Annotated in this window: 13 protein-coding genes and 1 tRNA gene; all 14 read left to right on the forward strand. The window is 59.0% G+C overall.

Annotated features, from left to right (window positions below; all coding sequences use genetic code 11):
* A partial coding sequence (locus BLW36_RS16890) for an EF-Tu C-terminal domain-related protein (protein ID WP_244506310.1) occupies positions 1–551 on the forward strand: 551 nt, incomplete at its 5' end.
* Positions 552–665: 114 nt separating this feature from the next.
* Positions 666–741 (forward strand) — tRNA-Trp (locus BLW36_RS16895).
* Positions 742–859: 118 nt separating this feature from the next.
* Positions 860–1,228 carry a preprotein translocase subunit SecE gene (secE, locus tag BLW36_RS16900; protein ID WP_091391254.1) on the forward strand — a complete coding sequence of 123 codons (369 nt, stop codon included), beginning with the start codon at positions 860–862 and terminating at the stop codon, positions 1,226–1,228.
* A gap of 10 nt (positions 1,229–1,238) precedes the next feature.
* A complete protein-coding gene (gene nusG / locus BLW36_RS16905) occupies positions 1,239–1,772 on the forward strand; it encodes a transcription termination/antitermination protein NusG (protein WP_091391255.1) in 534 nt (177 codons plus the stop codon).
* Positions 1,773–1,936: 164 nt separating this feature from the next.
* A complete protein-coding gene (gene rplK, locus BLW36_RS16910; protein WP_091391256.1) occupies positions 1,937–2,368 on the forward strand; it encodes a 50S ribosomal protein L11 in 432 nt (143 codons plus the stop codon).
* A complete protein-coding gene (rplA, locus tag BLW36_RS16915; protein WP_091391257.1) occupies positions 2,369–3,067 on the forward strand; it encodes a 50S ribosomal protein L1 in 699 nt (232 codons plus the stop codon). It begins immediately after the preceding gene.
* Positions 3,068–3,324: 257 nt separating this feature from the next.
* On the forward strand, positions 3,325–3,819 hold the full coding sequence (gene rplJ, locus BLW36_RS16920; protein WP_091391258.1) for a 50S ribosomal protein L10: 495 nt from the start codon (positions 3,325–3,327) through the stop codon (positions 3,817–3,819).
* A 77-nt stretch (positions 3,820–3,896) separates the two neighbouring features.
* Positions 3,897–4,265, forward strand: coding sequence for a 50S ribosomal protein L7/L12 (gene rplL / locus BLW36_RS16925; protein WP_091391259.1), 369 nt, complete (start codon positions 3,897–3,899; stop codon positions 4,263–4,265).
* Between the two features lie 318 nt (positions 4,266–4,583).
* Complete coding sequence (gene rpoB / locus BLW36_RS16930) at positions 4,584–8,657, forward strand: DNA-directed RNA polymerase subunit beta (RefSeq protein WP_091391260.1); 4,074 nt, start codon at positions 4,584–4,586, stop codon at positions 8,655–8,657.
* A gap of 117 nt (positions 8,658–8,774) precedes the next feature.
* Positions 8,775–13,004, forward strand: a complete 4,230-nt coding sequence (gene rpoC, locus BLW36_RS16935) for a DNA-directed RNA polymerase subunit beta' (RefSeq protein ID WP_091391261.1) — start codon at positions 8,775–8,777, stop codon at positions 13,002–13,004.
* A 264-nt stretch (positions 13,005–13,268) separates the two neighbouring features.
* On the forward strand, positions 13,269–13,643 hold the full coding sequence (gene rpsL, locus BLW36_RS16940) for a 30S ribosomal protein S12 (protein ID WP_067150990.1): 375 nt from the start codon (positions 13,269–13,271) through the stop codon (positions 13,641–13,643).
* Between the two features lie 113 nt (positions 13,644–13,756).
* Complete coding sequence (rpsG, locus tag BLW36_RS16945) at positions 13,757–14,227, forward strand: 30S ribosomal protein S7 (RefSeq protein WP_091391262.1); 471 nt, start codon at positions 13,757–13,759, stop codon at positions 14,225–14,227.
* Positions 14,228–14,317: 90 nt separating this feature from the next.
* Positions 14,318–16,423, forward strand: a complete 2,106-nt coding sequence (fusA, locus tag BLW36_RS16950) for an elongation factor G (protein WP_091391263.1) — start codon at positions 14,318–14,320, stop codon at positions 16,421–16,423.
* 34 nt (positions 16,424–16,457) lie between these two features.
* On the forward strand, positions 16,458–17,346 hold an 889-nt coding region (gene tuf / locus BLW36_RS16955), incomplete at its 3' end, for an elongation factor Tu (RefSeq protein ID WP_091391264.1).

A 17,346-nucleotide genomic window follows, 5' to 3' on the forward strand; every position in this document is an offset into this window, starting at 1 on the left:
TGATGCCGATCGAAGACGTATTCTCCATTTCCGGTCGCGGTACCGTAGTAACCGGTCGTGTAGAGCGTGGCATTATCCGTACCGGCGACGAGATCGAAATCGTTGGTATCAAGGACACCACCACTACCACCTGTACTGGTGTGGAAATGTTCCGCAAACTGCTCGACGAAGGTCGTGCTGGTGAGAACATCGGCGCCCTGCTGCGCGGCACCAAGCGTGACGAAGTAGAGCGTGGTCAGGTACTGGCCAAGCCGGGTTCCATCACTCCGCACACCAAGTTCGAAGCGGAAGTGTACATCCTGTCCAAGGACGAAGGTGGTCGTCACACCCCGTTCTTCAAGGGCTACCGTCCGCAGTTCTACTTCCGTACCACCGACGTAACCGGTGCGGTTGAGCTGCCGGAAGGCACCGAGATGGTAATGCCGGGCGACAACATTCAGATGACTGTTACTCTGATTGCTCCGATCGCCATGGAAGATGGCCTGCGCTTCGCGATCCGCGAAGGTGGCCGTACCGTTGGCGCCGGCGTTGTTGCCAAGATCATCGAGTAATCTTTGATCGTCGCGCTGCTGGAGTTCTTCGGCAGCGCACTTTGCGAAATGCGGGGGAGGGTGTTAATATCCGCCCCCTCATTTTTAGGATGCTGCGGTATCCTTGCTTGTTCCAGGCCAGTAGTTCAATTGGTAGAGCACCGGTCTCCAAAACCGGCTGTTGGGGGTTCGAGTCCCTCCTGGCCTGCCAACTTTTCAATCGCCCCCCTGCCTTGTTTGTGCCTGAGGGCGTTGCAACTCCTTGATTATTGGGGTTGTGTTTGTAAGCGCTAAGGGCTTTTCTATAGTGCGCTAAGGGCTTCTTTTGTATGAATGCTAAGGTAGAAGCGAAAACCTTTCGTCTTGACGGCCTGAAGTGGCTGCTGGTGGTGCTGTTGGTCGGCGCCGCTGTCGCGGGCAACTCCTATTACGCCGAATTTCCCCTTCTGTACCGTGTGCTGGCGATCGTTGCGATCTGTCTGGTGGCGCTGGTGGTGGCAATTAATACTGCCAAGGGCAACGCTTTCTGGACGCTGTTGCGCGAGGCGCAGGCAGAGGTGCGTCGCGTAGTCTGGCCGTCCCGTCAGGAAGCAACTCAGACCACGGCGATCGTGGTTGTGTTTGTGTTGATTATGGCGCTGATTCTGTGGGCGCTGGATTCCGCCCTCGGTTGGGCGGCCTCCAAAGTTATCGGCTAAAGGTTGATACATGTCTAAGCATTGGTACGTTGTCCAGGCTTACTCCGGCTATGAGAAGCGCGTCGCCGCCTCTCTGAAGGAGCGCATCGAACTGCATGAAATGGATCACCTGTTTGGTGAGGTGTTGGTCCCCACCGAAGAGGTGGTGGAGATGCGCGCCGGTCAGAAGCGTAAGAGTGAACGCAAGTTCTTCCCCGGCTATGTTCTGGTGGAGATGGAGCTGAACGACGATACCTGGCACCTGGTTAAAGAGACCCCGCGCGTGCTCGGCTTTATTGGTGGCAAAGCGGACAAGCCAGCGCCGATTACCGATCGCGAGGCGCAGGCTATTCTGAATCGTATCGACGACTCCGTTGACAAGCCGAAGCCCAAGACTCTGTTTGAGCCGGGTGAGATGGTGCGTGTGACCGATGGTCCGTTTAACGATTTCAACGGTGTCGTGGAAGAGGTCAACTACGAGAAGAGCCGCCTGCGTGTGGCAGTGTTGATCTTCGGTCGTTCGACCCCTGTGGAGCTGGAGTTTGGTCAGGTAGAGAAAACCTGACGCTGACATGAAGTTTTTGGCCCTCTTCCGCCATTCGGTGGGAGAGGGCTTTCGCGTCCCCGGAAATCGCATTCTGTCATTTTCGGGGCAACCGGGGAGCCGGGCGTTGCGATCATTGTGATCGTCCAGCGCAGGCGCTAACACCCAACTAGAGGAGAGCTGTAATGGCTAAGAAAGTCGAAGCTTATATCAAGCTGCAAGTAAAGGCCGGTCAGGCCAACCCGAGTCCGCCCGTCGGCCCTGCGCTGGGTCAGCACGGCGTGAACATCATGGAATTCTGTAAGGCGTTCAATGCCCAGACCCAGGGCCTGGAGCCGGGTCTGCCGGTGCCGGTAGTGATCTCTGTTTACAGTGACCGCTCCTTCACCTTCATCATGAAGTCGCCGCCCGCCGCAGTACTGCTGCGCAAGGCTGCCAAGATCAAGAGCGGTTCCGGACGTCCGAATACCGACAAGGTCGGCAAGGTTACCCGCGCTCAGATCGAAGAGATCGTCGAAATGAAGAAGGCAGACCTGACTGCATCCGACATGGAAGCAGCGGTACGCACTATTGCTGGTTCTGCGCGCAGTGCCGGTATCGAAGTGGAGGGTCTGTAAGTGGCTAAATTGAGCAAGCGTCAGCGCGCTATCGCTGAAAAAGTAGAAGCGGGCAAAGCGTACGGCATCGAAGAAGCCGTAGCCCTGCTGAAAGAGCTGTCCAATGTGAAGTTCGCTGAGACTGTCGATGCGTCCATCAACCTGGGCATCGATCCGCGTAAATCCGACCAGGCTGTTCGCGGCGCGACCACCCTGCCGCACGGCACCGGTAAAGAAGTGCGCGTAGCTGTATTTACTCAGGGCGCCAACGCCGATGCGGCGAAAGAAGCCGGCGCCGACCTGGTGGGTATGGACGAGCTCGCGGCTGAAGTTAAAGCCGGCAAGATGGACTTCGACGTGGTGATCGCCTCCCCGGACGCGATGCGCGTTGTTGGTCAGCTGGGTCAGATTCTGGGTCCGCGTGGCCTGATGCCGAACCCGAAGACCGGTACCGTAACCCCGGACGTTGTTACTGCGGTGAAAAACGCCAAGGCCGGTCAGGTGCGTTTCCGCGCTGACAAGGGCGGTATCATCCACGGCGGTATCGGTAAGGTGAGCTTCGACACGAAAGCGCTGAAAGAAAACCTGGAAGCGCTGGTTGCTGACCTGAAGAAGGCCAAGCCGGCTTCCGCCAAAGGTGTGTATCTGAAGAAGATCACCCTGAGCACGACTATGGGCCCGGGTCTGACTCTGGACCAGGCTTCGCTGGATATTAAGTAATCCAGCATTAAAGAACTTTGGGGTCCGCCCGACTGCTCCGGCAGGACGGCGGGTCGTCAAAGACCGTAGGTGCCACAGCGGCTTGAAGTTTAGTTGCTGTGGCTTAATCCGGACCCGGGCCAGGCTGGCCAACAAAGGGTCTGAGCCTACGCAGACGGTGTCGCCCAAACCAGTATTTTTGCTGGATTTGAGCTTTATGCACCGGAACGGATCGGGACTTTATGCCCCGGTCTTTTTTCAAATCCAGGAGTGACACTATGGCTATTGGACTCGAAGACAAGAAAGCGATTGTCGCAGAAGTCCAGCAAGCTGCTTCAGGCGCTCTGTCGGCGGTCGTTGCGGATTCCCGCGGCGTAACCGTGAACGACATGACTGCCCTGCGCAAAGAGGCGCGCGAGAACGGCGTTTGGTTGAAAGTCGTCCGCAACACTCTGGCGCGTCGCGCTCTGGCAGGTACCGATTACGAATGTCTCGTCGAGACGTTCGTCGGTCCCAGCATCATTGCCTTTTCCAACGAACACCCGGGTGCCGGTGCGCGCATCCTGAAGGAGTTCGCAAAGGGTAACGACAAGCTGGAACTGAAAGGTGCCGCCTTCGAAGGCGCGATCACCGACGTCGCACTGTTGGCAAGTCTGCCGACTTACGACGAGGCGATCGCCAAGCTGATGAGCGTTATGAAAGAAGCATCTGCTGGCAAGCTGGTTCGCACTATTGCGGCCATTCGCGACCAAAAAGAGCAGGAAGCTGCCTAATCATTTCGCGAAGCGAAGTGGCAGTTTTCAAAGAAATTTTGGGCAGTTTACTGCTCACACAAATCAGGTACTGACTCATGTCTCTGACTAAAGAAGATATCATCAACGCTGTTGCCGAAATGTCTGTTAAGGACGTTGTCGAGCTGATCGAGGCAATGGAAGAGAAGTTCGGTGTAACTGCAGCTGCTGCTGTTATGGCCGGCCCGGCTGGCGGCGAAGCTGCTGCTGAAGAAAAGGACGAGTTCGACGTAATCCTGGCTTCTGCCGGCGACAAGAAAGTGAACGTGATCAAGGTTGTTCGCGGCATCACCGGCCTGGGCCTGAAAGAAGCCAAGGCATTGGTAGACGGCGCTCCGAGCCCGCTGAAAGAAGGCGTGTCCAAGGACGAAGCCGAAGCAGCGAAGAAAGAGCTGGAAGAAGCTGGCGCAACTGTAGAACTGAAGTAATTCGGTTGTTGCGACTCTCCGCTGCCAGTCGGTTTGACCGGCCGGCAGCGGCAAGGCTGGTGGACTTTGTCCGCCGGCCTTTTTGCCGTTTGCGGCAATGTGGTTTTCGTGGCTCCGCCGTCAACAGAAATGACTGGCCGGACCTTGAAGACACCTTAACGCACTCGGTGCGCTGCTGAAAAGCAGCAGTGGGAGAGGTTTCCGATCAGTGTAGTTGGACTGCGTTGATCAGAGGCTTCTCGCCCGGAGGGGCCCCTCGTTGCCGTTATAGGCCGGGGTTCCACGAAGTCTTGTCACTGATCAAGCTGGGGAATATGAATGGCTTACTCATACACTGAGAAAAAACGTATCCGAAAGGATTTTGGCAAACTGCCGAAGGTCATGGATGTACCTTTCCTGCTTGCGATACAGTTGGATTCCTATCGCAATTTCACGCAGGCCGATAAGCGCCCCGACGAGCGGCTGGATGTCGGCCTGCAGGCGGCGTTCAAGTCCGTATTTCCGATTGTCAGCTATTCCGGCAATGCCGCCCTGGAGTACGTGAGCTACACCCTGGGCAAGCCGGCTTTCGACGTTAAAGAGTGTACTCTGCGCGGCGTGACCTATGCCTGCCCGCTGCGGGTTCGCGTGCGTCTGATCATCTACGATAAAGAGTCTGCCAATAAGTCCATCAAGGACATCAAAGAGCAGGAAGTGTACATGGGCGAGATTCCGCTCATGACCGACAACGGTACCTTTGTGATCAACGGTACCGAGCGTGTGATCGTCTCCCAGCTGCACCGTTCCCCGGGTGTTTTCTTCGATCATGACAAAGGCAAGACCCATTCCTCCGGCAAGCTGCTGTATGCCGCGCGCGTAATCCCCTACCGCGGTTCCTGGCTGGACTTCGAGTTCGACCCGAAAGATCTGGTCTACGTGCGTATCGACCGTCGCCGCAAGCTGCCGGCGAGCATTCTGCTGCGCGCCCTGGGTTACTCCTCCCAGGAAATGCTGGAAATGTTCTTCGATACCAGCGTGTTCGAGCTGCAGGAAGATCACGTCAACCTGGAACTGATTCCGTCGCGCCTGCGCGGTGATGTCGCCTCTTTCGATATCAAGGATGGCAAGGGCAAAGTCATCGTCGAGGAAGGTCGTCGTATCACTCCGCGCCACATCCGCCAGCTGGAAAAGGCTGGCGTCGAGCGCCTCGAGGCGCCGCTGGATTATCTGTATGGCCGCGTACTGGCGCACGACATCATCGATGAGTCCACCGGAGAAGTGGCGGTTGAATGTAACAGCGAAATCACCGAAGAGGTGATCGCCAAGCTGCGCGCGCTGAACGTCAAGAAGTTCGAAACCCTGTACACCAACGACCTGGATCGCGGTCCGTTCATTTCCGACACCCTGCGCGCGGATCCGTCGCGCACCCAGCTGGAAGCGCTGGTGGAAATTTACCGCATGATGCGTCCGGGTGAGCCGCCGACCAAGGAGTCTGCGGAGTCCCTGTTCGAAAACCTGTTCTTCACCGACGAGCGCTACGACCTGTCTGCGGTCGGCCGCATGAAGTTCAACCGCCGTCTGGGCCGCGAAGACGAAACCGGACCGGGTACGCTCAGCCGCGAAGACATCGTCGACGTCCTGAAGACGCTGATCGATATCCGCAACGGTCAGGGTATGGTCGACGACATCGATCACCTGGGTAACCGCCGTGTGCGTTCCGTCGGCGAAATGGCCGAGAACCAGTTCCGCGTGGGCCTGGTGCGCGTAGAGCGCGCGGTCAAAGAGCGCCTGTCCATGGCGGAGTCCGAGGGCCTGATGCCGCAGGATCTGATCAATGCCAAGCCGGTCGCGGCTGCCGTGAAGGAGTTCTTCGGTTCCTCGCAGCTGTCCCAGTTTATGGACCAGAACAACCCGCTGTCAGAAGTAACCCACAAGCGCCGTGTGTCTGCCCTCGGCCCGGGTGGCCTGACCCGCGAGCGCGCCGGCTTCGAAGTGCGTGACGTACACCCGACGCACTACGGCCGCGTGTGCCCGATCGAGACGCCGGAAGGTCCGAACATCGGTCTGATCAACTCTCTGGCGACCTACTCACGTGCCAACCACTACGGCTTCCTCGAGAGCCCGTATCGCAAGGTTGTCAACGGCCAGGCGACCGACGAGATCGAATACCTGTCTGCGATCAACGAAGCCAATTACGTGATCGCCCAGGCGTCCGCCGCCGTGGATGAAAACGGCCGCTTCACCGACGACCTGGTCAGTGTGCGTCACCACAACGAATTTACCCTGAAGACGCCGGACGAAATCCAGTACATGGACGTGTCCGCGAAGCAGGTGGTGTCCGTCGCAGCGGCAATGATTCCGTTCCTCGAGCACGACGACGCCAACCGCGCCCTGATGGGCTCGAACATGCAGCGCCAGGCTGTTCCGACCCTGCGTGCCGAGAAGCCGCTGGTGGGTACCGGCATGGAGCGCACCGTAGCGCGCGACTCCGGTGTCTGTGTGGTCGCCAAGCGCGGCGGCGTGATCGAGCGTGTCGATGCCAGCCGCGTGGTTGTGCGCGTACGCGACGAAGAGGTGGAAGCCGGTGAAGCCGGCGTGGACCTGTACGGCCTGACCAAGTACACCCGCTCCAACCAGAACACCTGCATCAACCAGCGCCCGATCGTGAAGACCGGCGACGTGGTTGCGCGCGGCGACATCCTCGCCGACGGCCCGTCCGTGGACCTGGGTGAGCTGGCGCTGGGCCAGAACATGCGCATCGCATTCATGCCCTGGAACGGCTACAACTTCGAGGACTCCATCCTGATCTCCGAGCGCGTGGTGCAGGAAGACCGCTTCACCACCATCCACATTCAGGAGCTGACCTGTATTGCCCGCGATACCAAGCTGGGCAGCGAGGAAATCACCGCAGATATCCCCAACGTGGGCGAGTCTGCGCTGAACAAGCTCGACGAGTCCGGCATCGTGTATATCGGTGCGGAAGTGGGTGCCGGCGACATCCTCGTCGGCAAGGTGACGCCGAAGGGCGAAGCCCAGCTGACCCCGGAAGAAAAGCTACTGCGCGCGATCTTCGGTGAGAAGGCGTCTGACGTTAAGGACACCTCCTTGCGTGCGCCGAGTGGTACCCGCGGTACCGTCATTGACGTGCAGGTGTTCACCCGTGACGGTCTGCAGAAGGACCAGCGCTCCATCGATATCGAGAAGGCGCAGCTGGATGAAGTCCGCAAGGACCTGAACGAAGAGTACCGCATCGTCGAAGGCGCCACTTTCGAGCGTCTGCAGGCGGCGCTGGAAGGCCAGAAGGTCGCCGGCGGCAAGGGCGTCAAGAAGGGCGATGTACTGACCGGCGAAGTGCTGGCCAGCCTGCCGCGCGAAGACTGGTTCAAGCTGCGCCTGGCCGAAGAGAGCCTGAACGAGCAGCTCGAGAAAGCGGAAGCGCAGCTGAAAGAGCGCCGCAAGCTGCTCGACGAAGTGTTCGAGGACAAGAAGAAGAAACTGGAGTCCGGTGATGACCTGGCTCCGGGCGTGCTGAAAATCGTCAAGGTTTACCTGGCGATCAAGCGCCGCATCCAGCCGGGCGACAAGATGGCCGGTCGCCACGGTAACAAGGGTGTGATCTCCGTGATCAAGCCGGTAGAAGACATGCCGTATGACGAGAACGGCGAGCCGGTTGATATCGTGCTGAACCCGCTCGGCGTACCGTCGCGTATGAACGTGGGGCAGGTACTGGAAATGCACCTGGGTATGGCCGCCAAGGGCCTCGGCGTCAAGATCGATCGCATGATCAAGGAGCAGCAGGAAGTGGCCAAGGTGCGCGGCTTCCTGGAAGAGGTGTACAACTCCACCGGCGGGCGTCAGGAGGAGCTGGATTCCCTGTCCGACGAGGAAATCCTCGCCATGGCAGAGAACCTGCGCCGCGGCGTGCCGATGGCCACCCCGGTCTTCGATGGTGCAGACGAGAGCGAGATCAAGAAGCTGCTGCGCCTGGCGGATGTGCCGGATTCCGGTCAGATTACCCTGTACGACGGCCGTACCGGCGACTCCTTCGAGCGTCCGGTAACCGTGGGTTACATGTACATGCTGAAGCTGAACCACCTGGTGGACGACAAGATGCACGCCCGTTCCACCGGCTCCTACAGCCTGGTTACCCAGCAGCCGCTGGGTGGTAAGGCCCAGTTCGGTGGTCAGCGCTTCGGTGAGATGGAGGTCTGGGCGCTGGAAGCTTACGGCGCCGCCTACACCCTGCAGGAGATGCTCACGGTCAAATCCGATGACGTGGAGGGCCGGACCAAGATGTACAAGAACATCGTGGACTCCGACCACCGCATGGAACCGGGTATGCCGGAATCCTTCAACGTACTGGTCAAGGAAATCCGCTCGCTCGGTATGAACTTCGAGCTGGAACACGAATAAGACTGGTATCAATCGGATTTAGTAGATACAGGTCGGCGATGCACGCAGTGAGTGCCGCCGTCCTTCCCGGCCCGAAAGAGAGGGCCGGGTTGACTACCCCCTAGTGGAGGAAAGGCCTTGAAAGATTTGTTAAACCTGGTGAAAGACCGGGAACAACTGGAAGAGTTTGACGCTATCCGTATCGGTCTGGCGTCCCCGGACATGATCCGCTCCTGGTCCTACGGCGAAGTGAAAAAGCCGGAGACCATCAACTACCGTACCTTCAAGCCGGAGCGCGAAGGTCTGTTCTGCGCCAAGATCTTCGGTCCGGTGAAGGACTACGAGTGTCTGTGCGGTAAGTACAAGCGCATGAAGCACCGCGGCATCATCTGCGAGAAGTGCGGCGTTGAAGTGACCAAGGCCAAGGTGCGCCGCGAGCGTATGGGCCATATCGAGCTGGCCAGCCCGGTTGCGCACATCTGGTTCCTGAAGTCCCTGCCGTCCCGTATCGGCCTGCTGCTGGACATGACCCTGCGAGACATCGAGCGGGTACTGTACTTCGAATCCTACGTGGTCACCGATCCGGGTATGACCACCCTGGAGCGCGGCCAGCTGCTGAACGACGAGCAGTACTTCGAGGCGATGGAAGAGTTCGCCGACGAGTTCGAAGCCAAGATGGGTGCCGAGGCGATCCAGGAGCTGATGCACGACATCGACCTGCCGTCCGAAATCCAGCGCCTGCGCGAAGAGATTCCGGCGACCAACTCCGAGACCAAGATCAAGAAGCTGTCCAAGCGCCTGAAGCTGCTGGAAGCCTTCTACAAGTCCGGCAACAATCCGGAGTGGATGATCATGCAGGCTCTGCCGGTACTGCCGCCGGATCTGCGCCCGCTGGTACCGCTGGACGGTGGCCGCTTTGCGACCTCTGACCTGAACGACCTGTACCGTCGCGTGATCAACCGTAACAACCGTCTGAAGCGCCTGCTCGAGCTGAACGCGCCGGATATCATCGTGCGCAACGAAAAGCGCATGCTGCAGGAGTCCGTGGATGCGCTGCTGGACAACGGTCGTCGCGGCCGCGCCATCACCGGTTCCAACAAGCGCCCGCTGAAGTCCCTGGCCGACATGATCAAGGGTAAGCAGGGCCGCTTCCGTCAGAACCTGCTGGGTAAGCGTGTCGACTACTCCGGTCGTTCCGTGATCGTGGTTGGTCCGACCCTGCGTCTGCACCAGTGCGGTCTGCCGAAGAAAATGGCCCTGGAGCTGTTCAAGCCGTTCATTTTCGGCAAGCTGGAAGCCCGCGGCCTGGCCACCACCATCAAGGCGGCCAAGAAAATGGTCGAGCGCGAAGAAGCGGTCGTGTGGGACATCCTCGACGAGGTGATCCGCGAGCACCCGGTGCTGCTGAACCGTGCCCCGACCCTGCACCGCCTGGGTATCCAGGCGTTCGAGCCGGTGCTGATTGAAGGTAAAGCGATTCAGCTGCACCCGCTGGTGTGTGCGGCCTATAACGCCGACTTCGACGGTGACCAGATGGCGGTACACGTGCCGCTGACCATCGAGGCGCAGCTGGAATCCCGCGCGCTGATGATGTCCACCAACAACATTCTGTCCCCCGCCAACGGCGAACCGATCATCGTGCCGTCCCAGGACGTGGTACTGGGTCTGTACTGGATGACCCGCGAACGCGTCAACGACAAGGGCGAGGGTATGTTCTTCGCCGACATCAAAGAGGTGAGCCGCGCCTATTACGCCAAGCAGGTCGGCCTGCAGGCGCGTGTGAAGGTGCGTATTGATGAAGCCGTTGTCGGTGAAGATGGCGAGAAGCATCCTTCCCGCAAGGTCTACGACACCACTGTCGGTCGCGCGCTGCTGTGGAACATCGTACCGGAAGGCCTGCCTTTCGATATGGTCAACCAGCCGATGAAGAAGAAGGCCATCTCGCGGATCCTGAACGAGTGTTACCGCAAGGTGGGCCTGAAGGCGACCGTTATCTTCGCCGACCAGCTGATGTATACCGGTTTCGATTTCTCCACCAAGTCCGGTTCCTCCATCGGTGTGAACGACTTCGAGATCCCGGCCGCCAAGGCCGAGCTGATCGCCGCCGCAGAAGCGGAAGTGAAGGAGATCGAGAGCCAGTTCGCCTCCGGTCTGGTAACTGCCGGTGAGAAATACAACAAGGTGATCGACGTCTGGTCCCGCACCAACGACAAGGTCACCCAGGCGATGATGGCCGGCATCAAGAAAGAGCCGGTGGTCGATCGCGAGGGTAACGAGACCGAGCAGGACTCTTTCAACTCCGTGTACATGTACGCGGATTCCGGCGCCCGTGGTTCTGAGGCGCAGATCCGCCAGCTGGCCGGTATGCGTGGCCTGATGGCGCGTCCGGACGGCTCTATTATCGAGAACGCCATTACCGCGAACTTCCGTGAAGGTCTGAGCGTACTGCAGTACTTCATCTCCACGCACGGTGCTCGTAAGGGTCTGGCGGATACCGCACTGAAGACTGCGAACTCCGGTTACCTGACCCGCCGTCTGGTAGACGTGGCGCAGGACGTGGTGATCACCGAGATCGACTGTGGCACCGACGACGGCCTGACCATGGCGCCGGTCATCGAGGGTGGTGACGTGATCGAGTCCCTGGGTGACCGTATCCTCGGCCGTGTCGTGGCTCGCGATGTGCTCAAGCCGGGCAGCGACGAGATCGCCGTTTCCGCCGGCACCATGATCGAAGAGAAGTGGGTCGAGCGTATCGAGTCCATGGGTATCGATGAGGTCATCGTGCGCTCGCCGATCACCTGTGAGACTGCCCACGGTATCTGTGCCCAGTGCTACGGCCGTGACCTGGCCCGTGGCCACCGCGCCAACCCGGGTGAGTCCGTGGGCGTGGTTGCCGCCCAGTCCATCGGTGAGCCGGGTACCCAGCTGACCATGCGGACCTTCCACATCGGTGGTGCGGCGAGCCGTGCCTCTGCGGCGGACAGTATCCAGGTGAAGCAGCCGGGTACCGTGCGCCTGCACAATGTGAAGACGGTGAAGACCGAGAAGGGCACCCTGGTGGCGGTGTCCCGCTCTGGCGAGCTGGCGGTTGCCGATAGTGCCGGTCGCGAGCGCGAGCGCTACAAGCTGCCCTACGGCGCCGTGATCAATGTCGCCGAGGGTGCCGAGGTGGATGGCGGCCAGGTAGTGGCCAAGTGGGATCCGCATACCCACCCGATCATCACCGAGGTGGCCGGCTGGGTGAAGCTGTCCGGCATGGAAGATGGTCTGTCAATTCGCAAGCAGACCGACGAGATTACCGGTCTGTCCTCCATCGAGGTAATCGACCCGGCCGAGCGCCCGGCTGCCGGTAAGGATCTGCGTCCGGCCGTGACCCTGGTGGACGAGAACGGCGAAGAGCTGACCCTGGCCAACAGCAATGCCCCGGCCCACTATGCACTGCCGCCGCGCGCTATCCTGAGCCTGAAGGATGGCGACAAGGTGAACGTGGGTGACGTCATTGCGCGGATTCCGCAGGAATCCGGCGGTACCAAGGACATCACCGGTGGTCTGCCGCGGGTTGCCGACCTGTTCGAAGCGCGCAAGCCGAAGGAGCCGTCCATCCTGGCGGAGATCTCCGGTACCGTGTCTTTCGGCAAGGAGACCAAAGGCAAGGTTCGCCTGCAGATCACCCCGGCAGATGGCAAGCCGCTGGCGAACGGCAAGGATCACTACGAGGTACTGATTCCCAAGCACCGTCAGCTGACCGTGTTCGAGGGTGAGACCGTGGAGAAGGGCGAAGTCATCTCCGATGGCCCGTCCAATCCGCACGACATCCTGCGCCTGAAAGGTGTCGAGGAGCTGGCGCGTTACATCACCAACGAGATTCAGGAGGTTTACCGCCTCCAGGGTGTGGGCATCAACGACAAGCACATCGAAACCATCGTGCGTCAGATGCTGCGCAAGGTTGAAATCCTTGAGATGGGTGACTCCGAGTTCATCAAGGGCGACCAGGTCGAGTACCAGCGCGTTGTCGAAGAGAACGAGCGTCTGCGCGCCGAAGGCAAGCAGCCGGCTCAGTATGAGCGCCTGCTGCTGGGTATCACCAAGGCCTCCCTGGCCACCGAGTCCTTCCTGTCCGCGGCCTCCTTCCAGGAGACCACCCGCGTGCTGACCGAAGCCGCGGTGACCGGCAAGGAAGACAATCTGCGCGGCCTGAAGGAGAACGTCGTGGTGGGTCGCCTGATCCCGGCCGGTACCGGCCTGGCGTACCACGCCGAGCGCAAGCGCAAGCGCAGTCTGCAAATGGAAGAGGGCTACGGCGAAGGTCCGTCCGCAGCCGAGGTGGAAGCGGCCCTGACCGAGGCCCTGAAGTCCTCGGGCGATTAAACCCGCCCATCGCTGCTCCCCGCTGCCGCGGGGCGCAGTGCGCCGGGATTTCCCGGCCTTTGCCACGGAATTGGCGATTGTCAGCGAAGGTTAGTACTTACTTTCGTTGGTGATTGACTAAGCGGGTCGCCGCCTATAGAATGCGGCCCCCGCTTATGTGGGGTGTTCTGCCCGGCTTCAATGATTGTCATGGCCGGCGGTACACACAGACGACTGGGCCCCCGCTTTTACGGTGGGGGCGTTTTATTTTTGGAGTGATTTTTAATGGCAACGATCAACCAGTTGGTTCGTAAGCCGAGAAAACGCAAAGTCGAAAAAAGCGACGTTCCCGCTCTGCAGGCCAGCCCGCAGCGTCGTGGAGTTTGCACTCGCGTGTACACCACTACACCGAAGAAGCCGAACTCTGCACTGCGCAAGGTTTGCCGTGTGCGCCTGACCAACGGTTACGAAGTAACTTCGTACATCGGTGGTGAAGGTCACAACCTGCAGGAGCACAGCGTGGTACTGATTCGCGGCGGTCGTGTTAAAGACCTGCCGGGTGTGCGCTACCACACTGTACGCGGTGCACTGGACTGTGCCGGCGTAAACGATCGCAAGCAGGGCCGTTCTAAGTACGGTGCCAAGCGTCCGAAGGGTTAATTCCCCTTTATCGATCTAATGCGTTTCGGTTTCCAACCGGAGTAAGGCTGAGCTCGCCGAGTTGTATTTGTTTACGGCGGCGTCTCAGAGTAACCCTGAAGAGAGGCAATCCCATGCCAAGAAGACGAGTAGTCGCCAAGCGCGAAGTGCTGCCCGATCCCAAGTTCGGGAACGTCACCCTGGCCAAGTTCATGAACCACGTCATGATCAGTGGCAAGAAATCTGTTGCAGAGAGCATCGTATACGGTGCCCTGGACATGGTTTCAGAGAAACTTAACAAAGACCCTATCGAAGTATTCGAAGAGTCCCTGGAAAATATCGCTCCTATGGTGGAAGTTAAATCCCGCCGTGTTGGTGGTGCGACTTACCAGGTGCCGGTAGAAGTGCGTCCCTCGCGCCGCACGGCACTGGCAATGCGTTGGCTGGTAGAGTTCTCCCGCAAGCGCGGTGAGAAGTCCATGGCTCAGCGCCTGGCCAACGAAATGATCGACGCATCCCAGAACAAGGGCGGCGCGGTCAAGAAGCGTGAAGACGTGCATCGTATGGCGGAAGCCAACAAGGCGTTCTCTCACTACCGCTTCTAAGTCTGATGAATACCACCATCGGAAATTAATACCGAAAGGCAGCACGGAAATTTCCAGGCTGCCTTTTGCCGTTATATCGAGGATACAACTGTGGCACGTAAAACGCCTATCGAACGCTATCGTAATATCGGGATCTGCGCCCACGTAGATGCCGGTAAGACCACCACTACCGAGCGCGTACTCTTCTACACTGGTCTGTCCCACAAAATCGGTGAGGTGCACGAAGGTGCCGCCACTATGGACTGGATGGAACAGGAGCAGGAGCGCGGTATTACCATTACTTCTGCGGCTACCACCTGCTTCTGGGCCGGTATGCAGCAGCAGTTCCCGCAGCACCGCGTCAACATCATCGACACTCCCGGACACGTTGACTTCACCATCGAAGTTGAGCGCTCCCTGCGTGTACTCGACGGTGCCGTGGTTGTGCTGTGTGGTTCTTCCGGCGTACAGCCGCAGACCGAAACCGTTTGGCGCCAGGCCAACAAGTACCACGTGCCGCGTATGGTATTCGTGAACAAGATGGACCGTGCCGGTGCGGACTTCCGCAAGGTTGTCGGCCAGCTTAAAACCCGCCTGAACGCGAATGCGGTACCGCTGCAGATGACCATCGGTTCCGAAGACGACTTCAAGGGCGTTGTCGACCTGGTCAAGATGAAAGCCATCCTGTGGAACGAAGACGACATGGGTATGACTTTCGAGTACGCCGACATCCCGGCCGATATGCAGGACGAGTGCGACGAAATGCGTGAGTTCCTGGTGGAAGCAGCAGCGGAAGCCAGCGAAGAGCTGATGGAGAAGTACCTGGAAGAGGGCGAGCTGACCGAAGAAGAGATCAAGGCAGCTATCCGTCAGCGCACCCTGGCCAACGAAATCGTACCGGTTCTGGGCGGCTCTGCGTTCAAGAACAAGGGCGTACAGGCGGTACTGGACGCGGTAATCGAATACCTGCCGGCCCCGACCGAAGTTAAGGCCATCGAAGGTACCCTGGAAGACGGTGAAACCGTTGAGACCCGTGAAGCCGACGACGACGCTCCGTTCGCCGCACTGGCGTTCAAGATCGCGACCGACCCCTTCGTTGGTACTCTGACCTTCTTCCGCGTTTACTCCGGCAAGCTGGAGAGCGGTACTGCGGTGTACAACTCCGTGAAAATGAAGAAAGAGCGTGTCGGCCGTATGGTGCAGATGCACTCGAACGACCGTAAAGAGATCAAGGAAGTACTGGCCGGCGATATCGCCGCGGCGATCGGTCTGAAGGACGTGACTACTGGTGACACCCTGTGTGCTGAAAACGCGAAGATCGTTCTCGAGCGTATGGAGTTCCCGGAGCCGGTAATCTCCGTAGCGGTAGAGCCGAAGTCCAAGCCGGATCAGGAAAAGATGGGTATCGCTCTGGGCAAGCTGGCTCAGGAAGACCCGTCTTTCCGCGTAAAAACCGACGAAGAGACTGGCCAGACCATTATCTCCGGAATGGGTGAGCTGCACCTGGATATCATCGTTGACCGCATGCGTCGCGAGTTCAACGTCGAAGCGAACATCGGTAAGCCGCAGGTGGCCTACCGCGAGACCATCCGCAACACTTCTGAGATCGAAGGCAAGTTCGTTCGTCAGTCCGGTGGTCGCGGTCAGTACGGTCACGTGTGGGTGAAGTTCGAGCCGGCGGAAGACGAGTCCCAGGAAGGTCTGGAATTCGTCAACGAAATCGTGGGCGGTGTGGTACCGAAGGAATACATCCCGGCGGTACAGAAAGGTATCGAAGAGCAGATGCAGAATGGTGTACTGGCTGGCTACCCGCTGCTGGGCCTGAAAGCGACCCTGTACGACGGTTCCTTCCACGATGTGGACTCCAACGAAATGGCGTTTAAAATCGCCGGTTCCATGGCCACCAAGAAACTGGCCCAGGTTGGTGGTGCAGTACTGCTCGAGCCAATGATGAAAGTGGAAGTGGTTACTCCGGAAGAGAACATGGGTGATGTGGTTGGCGACCTCAACCGTCGTCGCGGCCTCATCCAGGGTATGGACGACAGTGCTTCCGGCAAGATCGTCAATGCCGAAGTGCCGCTGGCGGAAATGTTCGGTTACGCAACCGACCTGCGTTCTGCCACTCAGGGCCGCGCCACTTACACCATGGAGTTCCTGAAGTACGCGGAAGCGCCCAAGAACGTTGCCGATGACATCATCGCGAAAAACAAAGCTTAATTTTTAACTTCTTTTAGCTAGAGGACATTGAAAAATGGCAAAAGAAAAGTTTGAACGTTCCAAGCCCCACGTAAACGTGGGCACCATCGGTCACGTTGACCACGGTAAAACCACCCTGACTGCAGCGCTGACTCGCGTTTGCTCCGAAGTTTGGGGCGGCGCAGCCGTTGCTTTTGACGGTATCGACAATGCTCCGGAAGAGCGTGAGCGCGGTATCACCATTGCTACCTCGCACGTAGAGTACGAGTCCCCGAACCGTCACTACGCGCACGTAGACTGCCCGGGACACGCCGACTACGTTAAGAACATGATCACCGGTGCTGCCCAGATGGACGGCGCTATCCTGGTTTGTTCTGCAGCTGACGGCCCCATGCCGCAGACCCGCGAGCACATCCTGCTGTCCCGTCAGGTAGGTGTACCGTACATCGTGGTATTCCTGAACAAAGCCGACATGGTCGACGACGAAGAGCTGCTCGAGCTGGTAGAAATGGAAGTTCGCGAACTTCTGGACCAGTACGAGTTCCCGGGTGACGACACCCCGATCATCGTTGGTTCCGCCCTGATGGCCCTGAACGGCGAAGACGACAACGAAATGGGTACTACCGCTGTTAAGAAGCTGGTTGAAACCCTGGACGAGTACATCCCGGAGCCGGAGCGTGCGGTAGACCAGCCGTTCCTGATGCCGATCGAAGACGTATTCTCCATTTCCGGTCGCGGTACCGTAGTAACCGGTCGTGTAGAGCGTGGCATTATCCGTACCGGCGACGAGATCGAAATCGTTGGTATCAAGGACACCACCACTACCACCTGTACTGGTGTGGAAATGTTCCGCAAACTGCTCGACGAAGGTCGTGCTGGTGAGAACATCGGCGCCCTGCTGCGCGGCACCAAGCGTGACGAAGTAGAGCGTGGTCAGGTACTGG

It is taken from the genome of Microbulbifer marinus, from assembly GCF_900107725.1.
In the GTDB taxonomy this organism is placed as follows: Bacteria; Pseudomonadota; Gammaproteobacteria; order Pseudomonadales; family Cellvibrionaceae; genus Microbulbifer; species Microbulbifer marinus.

Bases quoted from the DNA above. Each gene is read 5' to 3' on its own strand.
- secE (WP_091391254.1), top strand. From the start codon at position 860: ATGAATGCTAAGGTAGAAGCGAAAACCTTTCGTCTTGACGGCCTGAAG.
- nusG (WP_091391255.1), top strand. From the start codon at position 1,239: ATGTCTAAGCATTGGTACGTTGTCCAGGCTTACTCCGGCTATGAGAAG.
- rplK (WP_091391256.1), top strand. From the start codon at position 1,937: ATGGCTAAGAAAGTCGAAGCTTATATCAAGCTGCAAGTAAAGGCCGGT.
- rplJ (WP_091391258.1), top strand. From the start codon at position 3,325: ATGGCTATTGGACTCGAAGACAAGAAAGCGATTGTCGCAGAAGTCCAG.
- rplL (WP_091391259.1), top strand. From the start codon at position 3,897: ATGTCTCTGACTAAAGAAGATATCATCAACGCTGTTGCCGAAATGTCT.
- rpoB (WP_091391260.1), top strand. From the start codon at position 4,584: ATGGCTTACTCATACACTGAGAAAAAACGTATCCGAAAGGATTTTGGC.
- rpsL (WP_067150990.1), top strand. From the start codon at position 13,269: ATGGCAACGATCAACCAGTTGGTTCGTAAGCCGAGAAAACGCAAAGTC.
- rpsG (WP_091391262.1), top strand. From the start codon at position 13,757: ATGCCAAGAAGACGAGTAGTCGCCAAGCGCGAAGTGCTGCCCGATCCC.